General features: G+C 71.7%; 17 protein-coding genes and 1 pseudogene. 10 read left to right on the top strand and 8 right to left on the bottom strand.

Annotation, left to right across the window (positions count from 1 at the left end; genetic code table 11):
- Window positions 1-9: 9 nt before the first annotated feature.
- Entirely contained in the window at window positions 10-1107 is a 1098-nt protein-coding gene (locus tag ACWD10_RS05420) for a PLP-dependent cysteine synthase family protein (RefSeq protein WP_451087795.1), read from the bottom strand.
- A 342-nt stretch (window positions 1108-1449) separates the two neighbouring features.
- Here ACWD10_RS05420 and ACWD10_RS05415 point away from each other — a divergent pair, with 342 nt between their 5' ends.
- Window positions 1450-1776 (top strand): hypothetical protein, encoded by a 327-nt coding sequence (locus ACWD10_RS05415; protein ID WP_451087268.1) that lies wholly within the window; start codon window positions 1450-1452, stop codon window positions 1774-1776.
- 282 nt (window positions 1777-2058) lie between these two features.
- Window positions 2059-2508 (top strand): ATP-binding protein, encoded by a 450-nt coding sequence (locus ACWD10_RS05410; protein ID WP_451087266.1) that lies wholly within the window; start codon window positions 2059-2061, stop codon window positions 2506-2508.
- A 77-nt stretch (window positions 2509-2585) separates the two neighbouring features.
- On the opposite strand, the gene ACWD10_RS05405 is transcribed toward ACWD10_RS05410, so the two are convergent.
- Window positions 2586-3419 (bottom strand): ABC transporter ATP-binding protein, encoded by an 834-nt coding sequence (locus ACWD10_RS05405; RefSeq protein ID WP_451087264.1) that lies wholly within the window; start codon window positions 3417-3419, stop codon window positions 2586-2588.
- Window positions 3416-3703, bottom strand: coding sequence for an SHOCT domain-containing protein (locus tag ACWD10_RS05400; RefSeq protein ID WP_451087262.1), 288 nt, complete (start codon window positions 3701-3703; stop codon window positions 3416-3418). Before ACWD10_RS05400 ends, ACWD10_RS05405 begins: the two co-directional genes overlap by 4 nt.
- Window positions 3704-3924: 221 nt before the next feature.
- Here ACWD10_RS05400 and ACWD10_RS05395 point away from each other — a divergent pair, with 221 nt between their 5' ends.
- From ACWD10_RS05395 to ACWD10_RS05385, 3 genes are all read left to right on the top strand, one after another.
- Complete coding sequence (locus ACWD10_RS05395; RefSeq protein ID WP_451087260.1) at window positions 3925-4506, top strand: TetR/AcrR family transcriptional regulator; 582 nt, start codon at window positions 3925-3927, stop codon at window positions 4504-4506.
- A gap of 78 nt (window positions 4507-4584) precedes the next feature.
- On the top strand, window positions 4585-5169 hold the full coding sequence (locus ACWD10_RS05390; protein ID WP_451087258.1) for a DUF4865 family protein: 585 nt from the start codon (window positions 4585-4587) through the stop codon (window positions 5167-5169).
- Window positions 5166-6104, top strand: coding sequence for a phosphotriesterase family protein (locus tag ACWD10_RS05385; RefSeq protein ID WP_451087793.1), 939 nt, complete (start codon window positions 5166-5168; stop codon window positions 6102-6104). The genes ACWD10_RS05390 and ACWD10_RS05385 overlap by 4 nt, the downstream gene beginning before the upstream one ends.
- Window positions 6105-6151: 47 nt before the next feature.
- Here ACWD10_RS05385 and ACWD10_RS05380 read toward each other — a convergent pair whose 3' ends face one another.
- The 3 genes and pseudogenes from ACWD10_RS05380 to ACWD10_RS05370 form a co-directional block, all read right to left on the bottom strand.
- Complete coding sequence (locus tag ACWD10_RS05380; protein ID WP_451087256.1) at window positions 6152-7387, bottom strand: ROK family protein; 1236 nt, start codon at window positions 7385-7387, stop codon at window positions 6152-6154.
- 200 nt (window positions 7388-7587) lie between these two features.
- Window positions 7588-8223 (bottom strand): annotated as a pseudogene (locus ACWD10_RS05375) (alpha-ketoglutarate-dependent dioxygenase AlkB family protein); the annotation flags it as partial.
- Window positions 8224-8265: 42 nt separating this feature from the next.
- Window positions 8266-8811 carry a hypothetical protein gene (locus ACWD10_RS05370; protein WP_451087254.1) on the bottom strand — a complete coding sequence of 182 codons (546 nt, stop codon included), beginning with the start codon at window positions 8809-8811 and terminating at the stop codon, window positions 8266-8268.
- A gap of 245 nt (window positions 8812-9056) precedes the next feature.
- On the opposite strand from ACWD10_RS05370, the gene ACWD10_RS05365 reads away from it, so the two are divergent.
- Window positions 9057-10295, top strand: a complete 1239-nt coding sequence (locus tag ACWD10_RS05365) for a sensor histidine kinase (RefSeq protein WP_451087252.1) — start codon at window positions 9057-9059, stop codon at window positions 10293-10295.
- Complete coding sequence (locus ACWD10_RS05360; RefSeq protein ID WP_451087250.1) at window positions 10292-10957, top strand: response regulator; 666 nt, start codon at window positions 10292-10294, stop codon at window positions 10955-10957. Before ACWD10_RS05365 ends, ACWD10_RS05360 begins: the two co-directional genes overlap by 4 nt.
- On the opposite strand, the gene ACWD10_RS05355 is transcribed toward ACWD10_RS05360, so the two are convergent.
- Window positions 10935-11351, bottom strand: coding sequence for a hypothetical protein (locus ACWD10_RS05355; protein WP_451087248.1), 417 nt, complete (start codon window positions 11349-11351; stop codon window positions 10935-10937). The two genes, ACWD10_RS05360 and ACWD10_RS05355, sit on opposite strands and share 23 nt — an antisense overlap.
- A gap of 222 nt (window positions 11352-11573) precedes the next feature.
- On the opposite strand from ACWD10_RS05355, the gene ACWD10_RS05350 reads away from it, so the two are divergent.
- Both ACWD10_RS05350 and ACWD10_RS05345 read left to right on the top strand, forming a co-directional pair.
- Window positions 11574-12785 (top strand): MFS transporter, encoded by a 1212-nt coding sequence (locus tag ACWD10_RS05350; protein WP_451087246.1) that lies wholly within the window; start codon window positions 11574-11576, stop codon window positions 12783-12785.
- Between the two features lie 98 nt (window positions 12786-12883).
- Window positions 12884-13357, top strand: coding sequence for a carboxymuconolactone decarboxylase family protein (locus tag ACWD10_RS05345; RefSeq protein ID WP_451087244.1), 474 nt, complete (start codon window positions 12884-12886; stop codon window positions 13355-13357).
- A gap of 13 nt (window positions 13358-13370) precedes the next feature.
- Here the strand turns inward: ACWD10_RS05345 and ACWD10_RS05340 are convergent, their stop codons facing one another.
- A complete protein-coding gene (locus ACWD10_RS05340) occupies window positions 13371-13766 on the bottom strand; it encodes a MarR family winged helix-turn-helix transcriptional regulator (RefSeq protein WP_451087242.1) in 396 nt (131 codons plus the stop codon).
- An 88-nt stretch (window positions 13767-13854) separates the two neighbouring features.
- On the opposite strand from ACWD10_RS05340, the gene ACWD10_RS05335 reads away from it, so the two are divergent.
- Window positions 13855-15387 carry an MFS transporter gene (locus ACWD10_RS05335; RefSeq protein WP_451087240.1) on the top strand — a complete coding sequence of 511 codons (1533 nt, stop codon included), beginning with the start codon at window positions 13855-13857 and terminating at the stop codon, window positions 15385-15387.
- The last annotated feature ends 115 nt before the right edge of the window (window positions 15388-15502 follow it).

Below are 15502 nucleotides of genomic sequence, written 5' to 3'. Positions count from 1 at the left end.
GACGCGGGCTCAGTCCGGCCACACCCCCGTGGTCAGGAACGAGTCGAGGGTCGCCGCGTACGGGCCGATGTCCAGGCCCTGTTCGGCCAGCCAGGCGTCCGAGTAGTACTTGTCGAGGTAGCGGTCGCCGGGGTCGCAGATCAGCGTGACGACGCTGCCGGTGCGGCCCTCGGCCACCATCTCCGCGACGATCTTCAGGGCGCTCCACAGGCCGGTGCCGGTCGAGCCGCCCGCCTTGCGCCCGATGGCCCGCTCCAGGGCGCGTACGGCGGCCACGCTGGCCGCGTCCGGGACCTTCATCATCCGGTCGATGGCGCCGGTCACGAAGCTCGGCTCCATCCGGGGCCGCCCGATGCCCTCGATCCGCGAGCCGCAATCGCTGGTGGCGTCCGGGTCGTTGGTCACCCAGCCGTCGAAGAAGCAGGAGTTCTCCGGGTCGGGCACGCAGACGCGGGTGTCGTGCTGCATGTAGTGCACATAGCGGGCGATGGTCGCCGAGGTGCCGCCGGTGCCGGCCGTCGCCACGATCCAGGCCGGTTCCGGGTAACGCTCCAACCGCAGCTGCTGGTAGATCGATTCGGCGATGTTGTTGTTGCCGCGCCAGTCCGTGGCCCGCTCCGCGTACGTGAACTGGTCGACGTAGTGGCCGCCCGTGCGCGCGGCGAGGTCCGCCGCCTCCTCGTACATCTTGCGCGAGTCGTCCACGAAGTGGCACTGCGCGCCCTGGAATTCGATGAGTCGGCACTTCTCGGCGCTGGTCGTACGCGGCATCACCGCGATGAAGGGGACGCCGATCAGCTTCGCGAAGTATGCCTCCGAAACGGCCGTGGAGCCGCTGGACGCCTCGATGACCGGCCTGTCGGGCCTGATCCAGCCGTTGCACAGGCCGTACAGGAAGAGGGAGCGCGCGAGGCGGTGCTTGAGGCTGCCGGTCGGATGGGTCGACTCGTCCTTCAGATAGAGGTCGATCCCCCACGGCTCGGGCAGCGGAAAGCGCAGCAGATGCGTGTCGGCGGAGCGGTTGGCGTCGGCCTGGACCTTGCGGACCGCCTCCTTCAGCCACTCCCGGTACGTGGCGTCACTGCGGTCGACGTCGAGTGTCCGCATGACCGTCCCGGCCCCTGGCTGCTCTGTGGTGTTCACCGTGCCGCTCCTTCATGTCCTGCCATGGGCTGTGCCGTGTCCTGCCGCCAGCCCTGCCCGACCTGTCCGAGCAGGCTCCGTACGCCCGATGATAAACGCCCTCCTCACCCTTCTCACCTGCATAAACAGCCCTTTGAGTAGCCCAAAGGAACACCTGTCACAGCTCTGGACGTTCCCAGGGGGCAGGCGGTTTGAGGGCGCTTCACCGGCGCTTCACGACCGGAACGCGGGCCAGTACGATCGGAACGCACAACGCACCGGGATGCATGACCCACCGGGACATACGACTTGCAGGGGGCGAGCGGCATGGCGGAGCCGGACTTCACGGCCAAGGGCGTGCGGATCGAGCGGCGGCTGCGCTCGCTGACCAAGGCCGGGCAGGTGCGCATCAGCGAAGGGCGCCTGGAGTTGCTCACCAGCTACGGCAAGGAGATCGACAGCGCGCCGCTCGAGGCGGTCCGCGCGGGCCGGGGCTGGTTCTCCGACGACACGGCGCAGGCCACGGTGAACGGCACCCGCTATTCCCTGACGCTCGGCGAGACCGACCCGGACCCGGACACCTCCGGCCCGCGCACCGCGCGCCGCTTCATCGACGCGGTCCGCAAGGCGGGCGGCCGCCGGGCCCGCGACTAGCCCGTTTCTACGCTTTCGTACGGTTCACGTTCCACGCACTCCTACGGTTCACGAGCTGCGAACTCGCGGCGCCCGCGCGCGAAGAGGGAAGAGCGGCGGTGCGGCGTCGAGTTGCGGGTGCGTCACCGCTGAGCGACCCTGGTCTCACATAACTCAGGGTTTATCTGCGGTCACGCTGTGACCCAGCCTCACCGCCCAGCAACAGGCAGCCACTACGGGACCCGGGGTCCGCGCCCCGGTTTCGAACGTCGTCTTCCGGACTCAATTCGGGGAGTCGCAGCCGTGATCAGTCAGCCCAGCAGGCACTGCACGGTGGAGCTCCAGGCCCTGCCGTCGCGTATCGGACAAGTCCGCAGAATCATCTCGGCGCAACTGCGCTACTGGCACTTAGATCCGCTGATCGACCGTGCCGCGCTCGGCGTCACCGAACTGCTCAGCAACGTCCACCAGCACGCCGTCCCGGACAAGACGTGCACCGTGGAGATCGAGTGGCTCGTCGACCGGCTCACGGTCTCCGTCCACGACCACGATCCACGGCTGCCCGAGCTGCACGTGGCCGATCTGTGCGACACCGGCGGCCGGGGACTCGCCATGGTCGCCGCGGTCAGCGAGAGCTGGGGCGTACGGCCCGACGGCGACTCCGGGAAGTCCGTATGGTTCACGCTCCCCGCGGCGCTCCCGGCGGAGAGCCTGCCCGAGCACGTGGTGTACCGACCAGCCGGGGTCGGCTGAGCGCTCCCCCTCGATTCCCGTCCGGTCGGCCGACAGAGCCGACCGGACGGTGAGCAGGACCCCCGTGGCGCTGGGGGTCACAGCGGCAGCCACTCCGCCGCCTCGCCGTGCGTCCGACCGTTCCGGGCGGCCGAACGGGCGGATGTACGGGCCGAGTTCGCGTCCGCGGCCTTGAGCCGGTCGAGGACGCGTTCGGCGGTGGGCTCCTCGAGGCGGTCCACCAGGCGGCCGTCGGCGAGGAAGACGACCTCGTCGGCGTGGGCGGCGGCGACCGGGTCGTGGGTGACCATCACGACGGTACGGTCCATCAGGCGCACCGCGCGGCCGAGCAGCCGGAGCACCTCGTCGCCGGAGCGCGAGTCGAGGTTGCCGGTGGGCTCGTCGGCGAAGACCACCTCGGGCCGCCCGGCGAACGCCCGGGCCACGGCGACGCGTTGCTGCTGCCCGCCGGAGAGCTCGGCGGGCCGGTGGTGCAGCCGGTCGCCGAGCCCGACGACGTCGATGAGCGCGTCGATCCACTCCGGATCGCCGCGCACGCCCGCCAGGTCCATGGGGAGCGTGATGTTCTCGGCGACGTTCAGCGTGGGCAGCAGGTTGAAGGACTGGAAGACAAAACCGACCCGGTCCCGGCGCAGCCGCGTCAGGGCCCGGTCGTTCAGCGAGTTCAGCTCCGTACCGCCGATGAAGGCGGAACCGGACGAGAGCGTGTCGAGACCGGCCGCGCAGTGCATGAGCGTGGACTTGCCGGAGCCCGAGGGGCCCATGATCGCGGTGAAGCGCCCGGCCGGAAAGGCCACGCTCACCCCGTCGAGGGCACGGACCTCGGTGCCCCCGCTGCCATAGACCTTCACGGCGTCCACGACATGCGCCGCGGCCGGCGTGAGGGGCGCCCCGCCGGCCACTGCGCTCATGCCGCACCTCCCGTCTTGCCGGTACGGCCGAACTCCTCGTTCAGGACGGTGAGTCGCCGCCAGTACTCCTCCTCGTCGATCTCGCCGGAGGCGAAACGGTGGCCGAGCACGCTGATCGGTGACTTCTCATCGGGCACGGCGCGCCACGGGCCGCCGCGGCCACGGCCGCGCCACACGGTGCGCCGCAGCACCGTCACGATGCCGAACACGACGGCCGCCCAGAACAGCGGGAACAACAGGAACCACGGGCCGGGCCCGCCTTCCCAGTGCGCCAAGGTCTGCATCTCGGTTCATCTCCCTCGTCAATGACTGCTCGTTGACTGCTCCTTGTCGATGAACCGAGCATCGGCCAGGCCCGGGGTCCGGGGCGTCGTACGGCCAGCGGCAGTTCGTATACCTCCACGGGAGTACGAGCCAGGTGTCGTGCCTGCTCCGGGGCGTGCGGGCGTGCGGCGGGCTCGTTCGGCACTTCCGCAGGCCGCGAGTGGTTTCTGTACCTACTAGTATGTACGGTGGTGTCATGAGCACTCCGGACCGGCTGATCAAGGCCACCCAGGAGCTCCTGTGGGAGCGCGGCTATGTGGGCACCAGCCCCAAGGCCATCCAGGCGCGCGCGGGCGCGGGCCAGGGCAGCATGTACCACCACTTCAAGGGCAAGCCGGACCTCGCGCTCGCGGCGATCAGGCGCACCGCCGAGGAGCTGCGGGCCGCCGCGGAGCGGGCGTTGGGCGGCGACGGCACGGCGTACGAACGGATCGAGGCGTATCTGCTGCGCGAGCGGGACGTGCTGCGCGGTTGTCCGGTGGGGCGGCTGACCATGGACCCGGACATCGTCGCCGACGACGCGCTGCGCGCCCCGGTCGACGAGACCCTCGACCGGCTGCGCGGCCGCCTCACCGAGGTCGTCCGGGAGGGCCTGGCGCGCGGCGAGTTCGCGGACGGGCTCGATCCGGAGCGCACCGCGGCCCTGGTCGTCGCGACGGTCCAGGGCGGCTATGTCCTGGCCCGGGCCTCCGGCGCGCCTGAGGACTTCGACGAGGCGGTACGGGGGCTGCTCGGCACGCTCGACCTGCTGCGGGCCGGTTGAGGCCCCGACACGGCGCCCGACACGGCGCGACGTAACTCCGGAAGGACCGGACTCCGGAAGGACCGGAAGGGAACATCCATGCACGCCATGCAGTACGAGATCACCCTGCCCGCCGACTACGACATGGGCATCGTCCGGGAGCGCGTGGCCACCAAGGGGCATCTGCTCGACGAGCTGCCCGGCCTCGGGTTCAAGGCCTATCTGGTGCGCGAGAAAGGCGTCGCCGGGTCGCCGGTGAACGCGTACGCGCCGTTCTACCTGTGGTCCGAGCCCGCGGCCCTCACCGGCTTCCTCCTGGGGCCCGGCTTCCGGGGCCTGAGCGCGGACTTCGGGCGCCCTACGGTGCGGCACTGGACGGGGCTCGCCCTCGTCGACGGAGTGGCCGCGGGCGGCTCGGTCCGGACCGCCGTACGGCGACAGGAGTATCTGCCGCGGGACGCGGACCCGGCCGAGGCGGTCGAGGCGACGTTCAAGGAGGCGGAGCGGGAGGCCCGGCTTCCGGGCGCGGTCGGTACGGTGCTCGCGCTCGACCCGGACCGCTGGGAGCTGGTGCGCCTCGCGCTCTGGAACCGCGAGGACCCGCCGACCGGCGGCGACCGCTTCCGCGTCCTGCACCTGTCGGCGCCCGAGCTCGCCGCGCTGCCGCGGGAGCCGCAGTGGTGACGGCCGCCGCGCCCGGCGTCATACGGACGGTGCTCGGCGACATCGCGCCCGAAGAGCTCGGGGTCTGCGACGCGCACGACCACTTCTTCCTGTCCAGCCCCCGGCTGCCGGTCGGCCAGGAACTGGACTCGCCGGAGGCGGCGCACGCCGAGGCGGTGGCCTTTCGTGAGGCCGGTGGGACGAGTGTGGTGCAGTGGACGCCGTACGGCATGGGGCGGTGCGTGGACGGCCTCGCAGACGTGGCGCGGGCGAGCGGGCTGCACATCGTCGCGGCGACGGGCCTGCACCAGGCGGTGCACTACGACCCCACGTTCCTTGAGCGGATCATCCCCCGACTTGCGGAGGTGTTCGTCCGTGAACACACCGAGGGAATGGGCGAGTCGGGCATCCGTGCGGGCCTCATCAAGGTCGCGGGCGGCTACCACGGCCTCGACGCGCACGCCCGGCACACCATGGCCGCCGCGGCCGAGGCGCACCACGCCACGGGCGCCCCCATCGGCGTGCACCTGGAGCTGGGCACCGGCGCGCTTGACGTACTCGATCTGCTGTGCGGCGAGTTGGGGGTCCCGCCGCACCGGGTGCTCCTCGGCCACCTGAACCGCTTCCCCGATCCGGCCGTGCACCGCCGGGCCGCGGAAGCGGGCGCCTATCTGGCCTTTGACGGCCCGTCACGAGCGAACCACGCCACGGACTGGCGGATGCCGGAGGCCGTACGGGACCTTGCCGACGCGGGTTTCGCGGACCGCCTGCTGCTCGGGGGCGACACCACCACGGCGGGTGCGCGGTCGGTGAACGAGGGCCCCGGCATGCCGTACTTGCTGCGCGGCCTGCGCGAGCGGCTTGATGCGGCGGTCGGCAAGGAGGTGGTGGACGGGATGCTTGTGGGGAACCCGGCTCGGGCGTTCACCGTTCCCGCGACGGACGCGGGTGCGTAACGCGGGTGCGTAACGCGAGTGTGTGAACCGAACCCGCACCGGCCGCGTCAGTCCGCGGCCAACGCCCCCAGCGGATCGTCAAGCACCGGCTGCCACGCCAACTCCGCCGCTCCCACCAGACTGTTGTGGTCCAGGGTGCAGGCCAGGATCGGTACCCCACCGCTGCGGCCCCACAGGCTGCGGTCGGCGACGACGGCGCGCAGGCGGCCGGGGTCGGCGGTGAGCAGTTCCCGGTGCAGCCCGCCGAGCACGATGCGGTCCGGGTTGAGGATGTTGACCAAGCCCGCGATCCCGAGCCCGAGCCGGTCGATCAGCTCTTCGGCGGCGCCGCGCACCAGCGGGTCGTCGTAGTGGCGGCGCAGCAGGTCCTGGGACTGCTTCAGGAGTGACACCTCGGGGCCCGGCACCCGCCCGGCCGCTTCGAGGAAGGCGAGCGGATCCGCCTCGACGTCCAGGCAGCCGCGGCTGCCGCAATAGCAGGGGCGCCCCTCGGGATTGACGGTGAGGTGGCCGACCTCCAGGGCGAGGCCCGAACTCCCGGTGTGCAGGCGCCCGTCGAGGACCAGGGCGCCGCCGACCCCGCGGTGCCCGGTGGCCACGCACAGCAGGTCGCGGGCGCCGCGCCCGGCGCCGTGCCGGTACTCGGCCAGCGCCGCGAGGTTCACGTCGTTGCCGGTGAACGCGGGCCCCGGCAGCCCCGCCGCGGCGATCTGCGCCGCGAAGATCTCCCGTACGGGCGCGCCCGCGGGCCAGGCCAGGTGCAGCGGGTTGAGGGCCTGCCCTTCGGGCTCGGCCACGGCGGACGGCACCGCGAGCCCGGCGCCCACGCACCGCCGCCCGGTCTGCTCGAGGAGCCCAACTCCGGCCTCGACCAGGGAGTTGAGTACGACGGCGGGGTCGGCCTCGATGGTCTCGCAGCCCGGCGCGGTGGCGACGATGGTGCCGCCGAGGCCGACGAGCGCGGCCCGGTATCCGTCGGCGTGCACCTGGGCCGCGAGCACCACGGGCCCGTCGTCCGCGACCGTGAGGCGGTGCGAGGGGCGGCCCTGCGCCCCGGCCGCGGCGCCGGGCTCGATGTGGATCAGGCCGAGCGCCTCGAGCTCCGCGGCGACCGCGCCAGCCGTGGCCCGGGTCACGCCCAGTTCGGCGGTGAGCACCGCGCGGGTCGGGGCCCGGCCGGTGTGGACCAGTTCGAGCGCGGGCCCGAGCGCGCTGCGCCCCCGCTCAAGACGGGTACGCGTGGACATGTGCCCCGCGTCGCGGGGCTCCGCCTTGCCGTTCATACCGGCGAGTCTCCCATGATCGGCTCGGGACCTACTGGACCGGCCGAAGCACCCGATCCGCCCGACCCATCCGAACCCGCCGCTCCGCCTGATCCAGTCGATGCACCGGACCCGGCCGATGCACCCGACCCGACCGATCCACCCGACCCGGCCGATCCACCCGATGCACCCGATGCGGCAGCCGACCCGGACGGATCCGTGAAGCCGCTGACCCGCAGCGTGATGTTCAGGCGCCCGTTCAGGCCGAGTTCGGGCGGCGCGGTCCCGGCGTGGACGCGGGGCACCCCGTGGTAGGCCAGGCGCGACTCCCCGCCGAAGACGAACAGGTCGCCGCTGCGCAGTTCGACGTCCGCGTACGGCTTGGTCCGGTGGTCCGTGTTCCCGAACCGGAAGGTGCAGCTGTCCCCGAGGCTGACCGACACCACCGGGGCGTCCGACGTCTCGTCGCGGTCCTGGTGCATGCCCATGCGGGCGTCCGCGTCGTAGTAGTTGACGAGCGCGATGTCGTACGTCTCCCGGTTGCCGAACCCGGCGGCGGTCACGGCCCGGCGTGCCAGCTCGGTGAGCAACGGCGGCATCGGCTTGACCGGGGCGCCGTCGCCGTCGACGGCCGTACGCGCGTACCCCCGGGGAGTCCAGTGCCACCCCAGGCCGAACTGGCGGGCCGTCATGCGCCCACCGCCCGGTGTCCGGACCTCGCGCAGCCCCGCCGGAGGCCGCGCCCACTCCCGGCACGCGGCGAGCAGTTCACGCTGTTCGTCCAGGGACAGCCAGTCCGGCACGTGGACGGCCCCCGGCGCGACGACCCGGCGCGTACGTGGAAACAGCTCGCTCATACGACGAGGCTATGTCGGCCGACCCGGCCGCCGCGGCCGACGTCACCCGCGGCGGGCGAAGCGGGTCTTGCCCCACGGCTTGTAGACGGACAGCGTGGTCGCCGTCAGGAGCAGGGTGAAGCCGATGCCCATGCCGATCAGGAGCTTCGTGCTGACCGGGTCGGCGGCGACCCCGATATCGGCCTGGTGGTGCAGCCAGTGCCGGAACAGGGAGTGACCGGCCACCATGAGGCCCACGTTGATGACCAGCTTCGTCATGATCCAGTAGTGCTTGAGCAGGCCCCATTTTGTCGCGAGGGACAGGAGCAGGCCGGTGATCAGGGACGACCAGGCGGCCACGGCGACCACCTCGACGCCGAGGATCTCCGCGACGATGCGGGTCGCCCTGATCAGCTCGGGGTTGTCGGCGGCGACGCCGACGGTCCCGATGATGAGCTGTCCGATCTCCAGGCCGAGCCAGCCGACCGAGACGACCACATGGCAGGTGAGGACGAACTTGCGCAGCCGGGGCGACATCCTGCGGCCCCCACGGGCCTTGCCCGCGGCCTTGGCACGGGGCCGGACAGCCGGTGTCAGGGTCTCGGTCATGGCTCCTCCGTAGATCTCGGGGCGGCTCGGTGGCGCTCGGTGCGCCCGGTGCATCGCGGTCCGGCCAGCATCGGCCACACCCGGCCTCCCGGGCGTCGACGCCGATGTTGATTCGCGCGTACGCACTGCTGCGTACGCACGGCCGCGTACGCGGAGCCGCCTACGCACACCCGCGTATGCCTGGCGGGGAACGCGGCGGACGGCTGGCCGGCCCGGCGTGATCGGCCGCCCCGTATGCTCACCCCGTGGTGACGCGAGGGAAGTTACGAGGGCTTGGCGCGGTACGGGAGTTGGTGCTGCCCGAGCGGCGCGACGGCTTCGTGGCCGCCGCGCTCGTGCTGATGGTCGTGGCCAGTTCGGACCTCTGGTCATCGGTGATGGACGGGGCGCGACGGCCGGACGTCTGGGCCTGGCTGTGGGCGGCCGTCGCCGTCGGCGCGCTGGCCTGGTGGCGGGTGGCGCCGGTGGCCATGCTGGCGGCGGTCGCGGTCGGGACCGGCGGTTATGTGCTCGCGGGGTACGCCCCCGGGCCGGTGTTGTTGTGCCCGGTGTTCGCGACGTTCCATGTGGCCCGGGTCCGCTCGGTGCGGGTGTCCCTGGCGGCGTGCGCGGCGGCGGCCGCGGTCGTGGTGACGGCGCTGCTCGTCCGGATGGCGGGCGAGGACCAGTTTTCGGTGATCTTCGCCGTCGCGTGGCTCAACTGGCTGGTGGTTCCCTGGTCGTTGGGGACGCTCGTCCAGGTGCGTACGGTGGCCGCGCGCCGGGTCCGGGCGGAGCTGGTGGAGCGGGGCGCGCTCGAGGAGCGGATGCGGGTCGCCCGCGAGGTGCACGATGTCGCGGGACACGGCTTCTCGGTGATCGCGATGCAGGCCGGGGTGGCGCTGCTCGTCCTCGAGGACAATCCGGCGCAGGCCCGTGCGTCCCTCGAGGCCATCCGTACCACCAGCACCGGGGCACTGGGCGAACTGCGGCTCACCCTCGGGATGCTGGAGGCGGGACCCGCGGAGAAGAAGGGTCTCGACGCGCTGCCCGAGCTCGCCGACCGGGTACGCGGGGCGGGACTTCCGGTGGATCTTCAACTGGAACAGGGGGATCGGGCGGAGTCGCCGTCCGCCGAGGCCGACGCCGCCGCCTACCGCGTCGTACAGGAGTCGCTGACGAACGTGCTGCGGCACGCCGGATCGGCGCGGGCCCGGGTCCGCGTGGCGCGTCAAGAGGGTGACCTCCTCGTCGAGGTCACCGATGACGGCGCGGGTACGGCGGCAACCAAGGCGACCGGAACGGAAACGGAACAGAAAGCCGGGGCGACGAGTCGTTCCGGCGGGCGGGGTCTGGCCGGAATGCGGAACCGTATCGAGGCCCTGGGTGGCAAGCTCACCGCGGGGCCGCGTGACGGGGGCGGCGGCTTCCAGGTGCTCGCACGCATCCCCATGACGCCCGTAACACCCGTAACGCCCGTAACGACGAAGGGAACGGACACATGATCCGGGTCGCGCTGGCCGACGATCAGATGCTGATGCGGATGGGCCTGCGGGCGCTCATCGAGCGCGAGGACGACCTCGAACTCGTCGGGGAGGCCGAGGACGGCGCGGGCGCGATCGAGCTGGTCCGGCGCACCCGGCCGGACGTCCTGCTGCTCGACGTCAAGATGCCGGGCATGGACGGCCTCGAGGCGCTGCGGACCATCACGGCCGACCCGGCTCTGGAGAGCACCCGGGTGGTGATCGTGACGACCTTCGAGATCGAGGAGTACGTCTTCGCCGCCCTGCAGGCCGGTGCCAGCGGCTTCGTGCTCAAGGACACCGACCCGCTCGAGCTCATCCAGGCCGTGCGCGTGGCCGCGGCCGGTGAGGCGCTGCTTTCGCCGTCGGTCACGCGGCGGGTGGTCTCGCACTTCGCCCGGCACATCGCGGGCGGCGTCACCACGTCCTCGGCGCTCGACGAACTGACCGAGCGGGAGCGGGAGATCGTGGCGTGGGTGGCGACCGGGCGGTCCAACGACGAGATCGCCCAGGAGCTGTATCTGAGCCCCGCCACGGTGCGTACGCATGTCGGCCGGGCCACCACGAAGCTGGGCGCGAGGGATCGCGCCCAGCTGGTGGTCTTCGCGGTACGGGCCGGCCTCACGCTGCCTGGTGACTCCTGACGGCGGCCTTGCGTCCCGCGAACCTGTCGTACAGGGCGCCCGCCCCGGCGACCAGGGCAATCGCCATGGAGCCCATCTGCACGGCACTGCCGATGAACGGTCCGAAGGACGCCGGGTCCGCGAGCCGGTCCCAGACGCCGGACTCCACCAGGACCGAGGCGACGCCCAGGTAGAGCGGCGCGAGCAGGCCGATGAAGGCGGTCCAGGCCCAGCGCGCCCCGAGAAGGGCGACCAGGAGGCCGGAGACCAGCAGGATGATCGCGCCCGGCGGGACCGTCGGGAACTCGTCGACTCCGCTGAACTTCTGGATGAAGATCCCGATGCCCGCCAGGATCAGGAAACCGGCGTTCGCCTTGCTCGCCGTCGAAAGGGTCCGCTGCTCACTGGTGCTCATCGCTATTCCTCCAAGATCCGGTGCTGCTTCGTGACACCGGAAATACTCCGCCGATCTTCGCGTCCGGTCGTCGTCACAGGCGCGGCTTCGGGGCTACGCAATTCTGCGTACGAGCGGCGGGGCGGCGTCAGCAGGCGGCCCGGGTCCCACGATGCGCCTGTCCCACGGTGCGACCGGTCAACTGGCTTGCGGGGCGCCCGAACCCGCCCGTACGCTGAGTTTGTGCCGACACTAAACAAACTCGGTTCCGTACCCGCCAACGGCCCACGCTCCCCGCGCCGTCTCACCCCTCTCTCCCGCCTGCGCATCGCCCTGACCGCGTTCTTCGCCCTGGACGGCTTCGTCTTCGCGGGCTGGGTGGTCCGGATCCCCGCGATCAAGGAGCAGACCGGGGCGTCCGCGAGCGACCTGGGGCTCGCGCTCCTTGGCGTCTCGGCGGGCGCGGTGGTCACGATGACGCTCACCGGACGGCTCTGCCGCCGGTACGGCAGCCACGGCGTGACGGTGGCCTGCGGCGTCCTGATGCCGCTGAGCGTGGCGCTGCCGCCGCTGACCCACTCGCCGGTGGCGCTCGGCGCGGTGCTCCTGGTGTTCGGCGCCGCGTACGGCGGCATCAACGTGGCGATGAACAGCGCGGCCGTCGACCTGGTGCGCGCCCTGCGGCGCCCGGTGATGCCGAGCTTCCACGCCGCGTTCAGCCTGGGCGGCATGGTGGGCGCGGGACTTGGCGGCCTGGTCGCGGGTCACCTCTCCCCCACCCGCCACCTGCTCGGCCTGACGCTGATCGGCCTCCTGATCACCGCGGCGGCGGCACCCACGCTGCTGCGCCATCCGTCCCCGGCACTCGCGGAGCCCGCCGCCACGGAGCCGAGCACCCGCCTGAGGGGCCGCACCCGCACACTGGTAGCGGTCTTCGGCCTGATCGCCCTGTGCACGGCGTACGGCGAGGGGGCCATGGCCGACTGGGGCGCGCTGCACCTGCAACAGGACCTGGGCGCCGCCCCCGGCACGGCGGCGGCGGGTTACTCGCTCTTCGCCCTGGCCATGACGGTGGGCCGCCTCACCGGCACCACACTCCTGGAACGCCTCGGCCGCACCCGCACCCTGACCCTCGGCGGCGCGACGGCCACGGCGGGCATGCTGCTCGGCGCACTCGCCCCGGCAACGGAAGCGGCCCTGACCGGCTTCGCCATCACGGGCCTCGGCCTGGCCAATGTCTTCCCCGTCGCCGTGGAACGCGCCGGTGCCCTGGCAGGCCCGACCGGCGTGGCGGCGGCCTCCACCCTCGGCTACGGCGGCATGCTCCTCGGCCCACCCGCCATCGGCTTCATGGCCGACTGGTTCTCCCTGCCGGTAGCCCTGACCAGCGTCGCCGCCCTGGCCGCCCTGGCCGCCCTGATCGGCTTCACGACCCGCCGGACGGTGTCCCGGTAATCCGGGGTGGCGCACGTCACATTTGGTCGTGTCACATCGCGTCGTAGCCGGTCCGTCGTAGGGGTGTAGCGCATCGACATACGGCAGAGGAGTTCATCATGGATGCTCGCCTGAACCTGTTCGGCAGCCCGCTCGTGGGCAAGCTTCTGAAGCACTTCAACGCGGCGGGGCAGGTGCTCTCGGACTCGTCGCTGCCGCTCGCGACGCAGGAGTTGGTGAAGCTCCGGGCCAGCCAGATCAACGGGTGCGGGTTCTGCACCGACATGCACACCAAAGACGCCGCCGCCGCTGGGGAGACCGCGCAGCGGCTCCATCTGGTCGCGGCCTGGCGGGAGGCCACGGTCTTCACCGACGCCGAGCGCGCCGCCCTCGAGCTGGCGGAGCAGGGCACCCGGATCGCGGACGCGGCCGGTGGGGTCACGGACGAGGCCTGGGCGAATGCCGCCAAGCACTACGACGAGGAACAGCTCGCCGCCCTGGTGGCCGTCATCGCGGTCATCAACCTCTACAACCGCGTGAACGTCCTCGTCCAGCAGCCCGCCGGGAGCTACCAGCCCGGCCAGTTCGGGTGAGTTCCCTGGTCCGCTAGCCCTGTTGGCGATCCGCGAGCATCTTGCGCAGGACCGCCCGCTGTACCGGCTTGACCTCCGTATACAGCGCTCGGCCGCGGTCGGTGAGGGCGACCTGGACGCCGCGGCGGTCGGAGCTGCAGAGGCCGCGGTGGACCAGGCCCTCCTTTTCCAGGCGGGCCACGAGGCGGGACAGGGCGCTCTGGCTCAGGTGCACCCGTTCGCCGATCTCCTGGAGACGGTACGAGCAGTCGCTGCCCGCGAGCACGTCGAGGACCTCGAAGTCGCTTGCCCCGAGGCCGTGTTGATGCAGTGCACGGTCGAGCTCGCAGGTGGTGCGGGCGTGCACCGCGAGGATGCCGCGCCACTGATCCACCAGCGCACTTTCGGCCGTGTCAGCCTTCGTCGCCATGTCCAGACGGTAGCAGAGAACCGAAGGTTTGTTGCACGGTCATTAAATGCGTTTGCATCCAATGCATGTGCATGTACTGTCTCCTGCCATGACCTCTCCGCTCAACACCTCCTCGTCCACGGAACGTTGGACGCCGCGACTCTGGGGCACCTTGATCGTGCTCTGCGCGGCGATGTTCCTGGACGCCCTCGACGTATCGATGGTCGGCGTCGCCCTGCCGTCCATCGGTGCGGAACTCGGCCTGTCCACCTCGGCCCTCCAGTGGATCGTCAGCGGCTACATCCTGGGATACGGCGGCCTGTTGCTGCTCGGCGGCCGCGCCGCCGACCTGCTCGGACGGCGCCGGGTGTTCCTGATCGCGCTCGCCGTCTTCGCGCTCGCCTCGCTGCTCGGCGGGCTCGTCGACTCCGGGCCGCTGCTCATCGCCAGCCGTTTCATCAAGGGCCTGAGTGCGGCATTCACCGCGCCCGCCGGCCTGTCCATCATCACCACGACCTTCGCCGAGGGCCCGGTGCGCAACCGCGCGCTCTCCATCTACACCACCTGCGCGGCCACCGGCTTCTCCATGGGCCTGGTGCTCTCCGGACTGCTCACCGAGGCCAGCTGGCGCTGGACCATGCTGCTGCCCGCGCCGATCGCGCTCGTCGCGCTCGCCGTCGGCCTGAAGATGATCCCGCGCACCCCGCGTGAGGACACCCGCGGCGGCTACGACGTTCCGGGCGCCGTCACCGGCACGGCCGCGATGCTGCTGCTCGTCTTCACCGTCGTCGAGGCGCCCGAGGTGGGCTGGGGCTCCGCGCGTACGCTCCTCTCCTTCCTGGCGGTCGTCGTCCTGCTCGGTGCCTTCATCGCGATCGAGCGGCGCAGCGCGAGCCCGCTGATCCGGCTCGGCGTACTGCGCTCGGGCAGCCAGGTGCGGGCCAACCTGGGCGCGATGACGTTCTTCGGCAGCTATGTCTCGTTCCAGTTCATGGCGACGCTCTATCTGCAGTCGCTGCTCGAGTGGTCGGCCCTGGAGACCGCGCTCGCGTTCCTGCCCGCGGGTGCGCTGGTGGCGCTCTCCTCGACGAAGATCGGCGGCCTTGTCGACCGGTTCGGTACGCCGCGGGTGATCGCCACCGGGTTCGCACTGATGGTGGTGGGGTACGCGCTGTTCCTGCGGATCAGCCTCACGCCGCAGTACCTCGCGGTGATCCTGCCGACCATGCTGCTCATCGGCGCTGCCTGCGCCCTGGTCTTCCCGTCCCTGAACATCCAGGCCACGAATGGGGTGGCCGACGAGGAGCAGGGCATGGTGTCCGGGCTGCTCAACACCTCTGTGCAGGTCGGTGGCGCGATCTTCCTGGCCGTCATCACGGCCGTGGTGACCGGCTCGGAGAGCGGTGGCGCCGGTGGGGCCGGTGCGGCCTCGCCGCAGCAGGTCCTGGACAGCTTCCGGCCCGGGCTCGTGGTGGTCACCGCGGTCGCCGCGCTCGGCTTCCTGATCACGCTGACCGGGCTGCGTACGCGGCGCGGGGTGCGGGAGAGCCTGGTCGTGGCGAAGTCGGAGCCGGGGGCGGGCACGGGGACGGCGGTGGCCGCGGAGGACGCCACTCCGGTGGCGGCCGGGGTCCGCGACTGAGGGGCTTTTCCCCCGCCAGGTCGCCGTGCACGGTCTCGCCGTCGAGGACGGTCGCGAGGATGTCGATGCCGCTGATCTCGTGGGTCGGCACGGCCCTCGGGTCGCGTGCGAGGAC

The sequence above is a fragment of the Streptomyces sp. NPDC002851 genome, from assembly GCF_053591935.1.
The sequence above is the reverse complement of the archived record's forward strand: the minus strand, read 5'-3'. Positions and strand labels throughout refer to the sequence as shown.

What these genes read in the sequence shown, in the direction of transcription:
- ACWD10_RS05420 (WP_451087795.1), bottom strand. Translation starts at nt 1,107, where the DNA reads ATGCGGACACTCGACGTCGACCGCAGTGACGCCACGTACCGGGAGTGG.
- ACWD10_RS05415 (WP_451087268.1), top strand. Translation starts at nt 1,450, where the DNA reads ATGGCGGAGCCGGACTTCACGGCCAAGGGCGTGCGGATCGAGCGGCGG.
- ACWD10_RS05405 (WP_451087264.1), bottom strand. Translation starts at nt 3,419, where the DNA reads ATGAGCGCAGTGGCCGGCGGGGCGCCCCTCACGCCGGCCGCGGCGCAT.
- ACWD10_RS05400 (WP_451087262.1), bottom strand. Translation starts at nt 3,703, where the DNA reads ATGCAGACCTTGGCGCACTGGGAAGGCGGGCCCGGCCCGTGGTTCCTG.
- ACWD10_RS05395 (WP_451087260.1), top strand. Translation starts at nt 3,925, where the DNA reads ATGTACGGTGGTGTCATGAGCACTCCGGACCGGCTGATCAAGGCCACC.
- ACWD10_RS05390 (WP_451087258.1), top strand. Translation starts at nt 4,585, where the DNA reads ATGCACGCCATGCAGTACGAGATCACCCTGCCCGCCGACTACGACATG.
- ACWD10_RS05380 (WP_451087256.1), bottom strand. Translation starts at nt 7,387, where the DNA reads ATGAACGGCAAGGCGGAGCCCCGCGACGCGGGGCACATGTCCACGCGT.
- ACWD10_RS05370 (WP_451087254.1), bottom strand. Translation starts at nt 8,811, where the DNA reads ATGACCGAGACCCTGACACCGGCTGTCCGGCCCCGTGCCAAGGCCGCG.
- ACWD10_RS05360 (WP_451087250.1), top strand. Translation starts at nt 10,292, where the DNA reads ATGATCCGGGTCGCGCTGGCCGACGATCAGATGCTGATGCGGATGGGC.
- ACWD10_RS05355 (WP_451087248.1), bottom strand. Translation starts at nt 11,351, where the DNA reads ATGAGCACCAGTGAGCAGCGGACCCTTTCGACGGCGAGCAAGGCGAAC.
- ACWD10_RS05345 (WP_451087244.1), top strand. Translation starts at nt 12,884, where the DNA reads ATGGATGCTCGCCTGAACCTGTTCGGCAGCCCGCTCGTGGGCAAGCTT.
- ACWD10_RS05340 (WP_451087242.1), bottom strand. Translation starts at nt 13,766, where the DNA reads ATGGCGACGAAGGCTGACACGGCCGAAAGTGCGCTGGTGGATCAGTGG.
- ACWD10_RS05335 (WP_451087240.1), top strand. Translation starts at nt 13,855, where the DNA reads ATGACCTCTCCGCTCAACACCTCCTCGTCCACGGAACGTTGGACGCCG.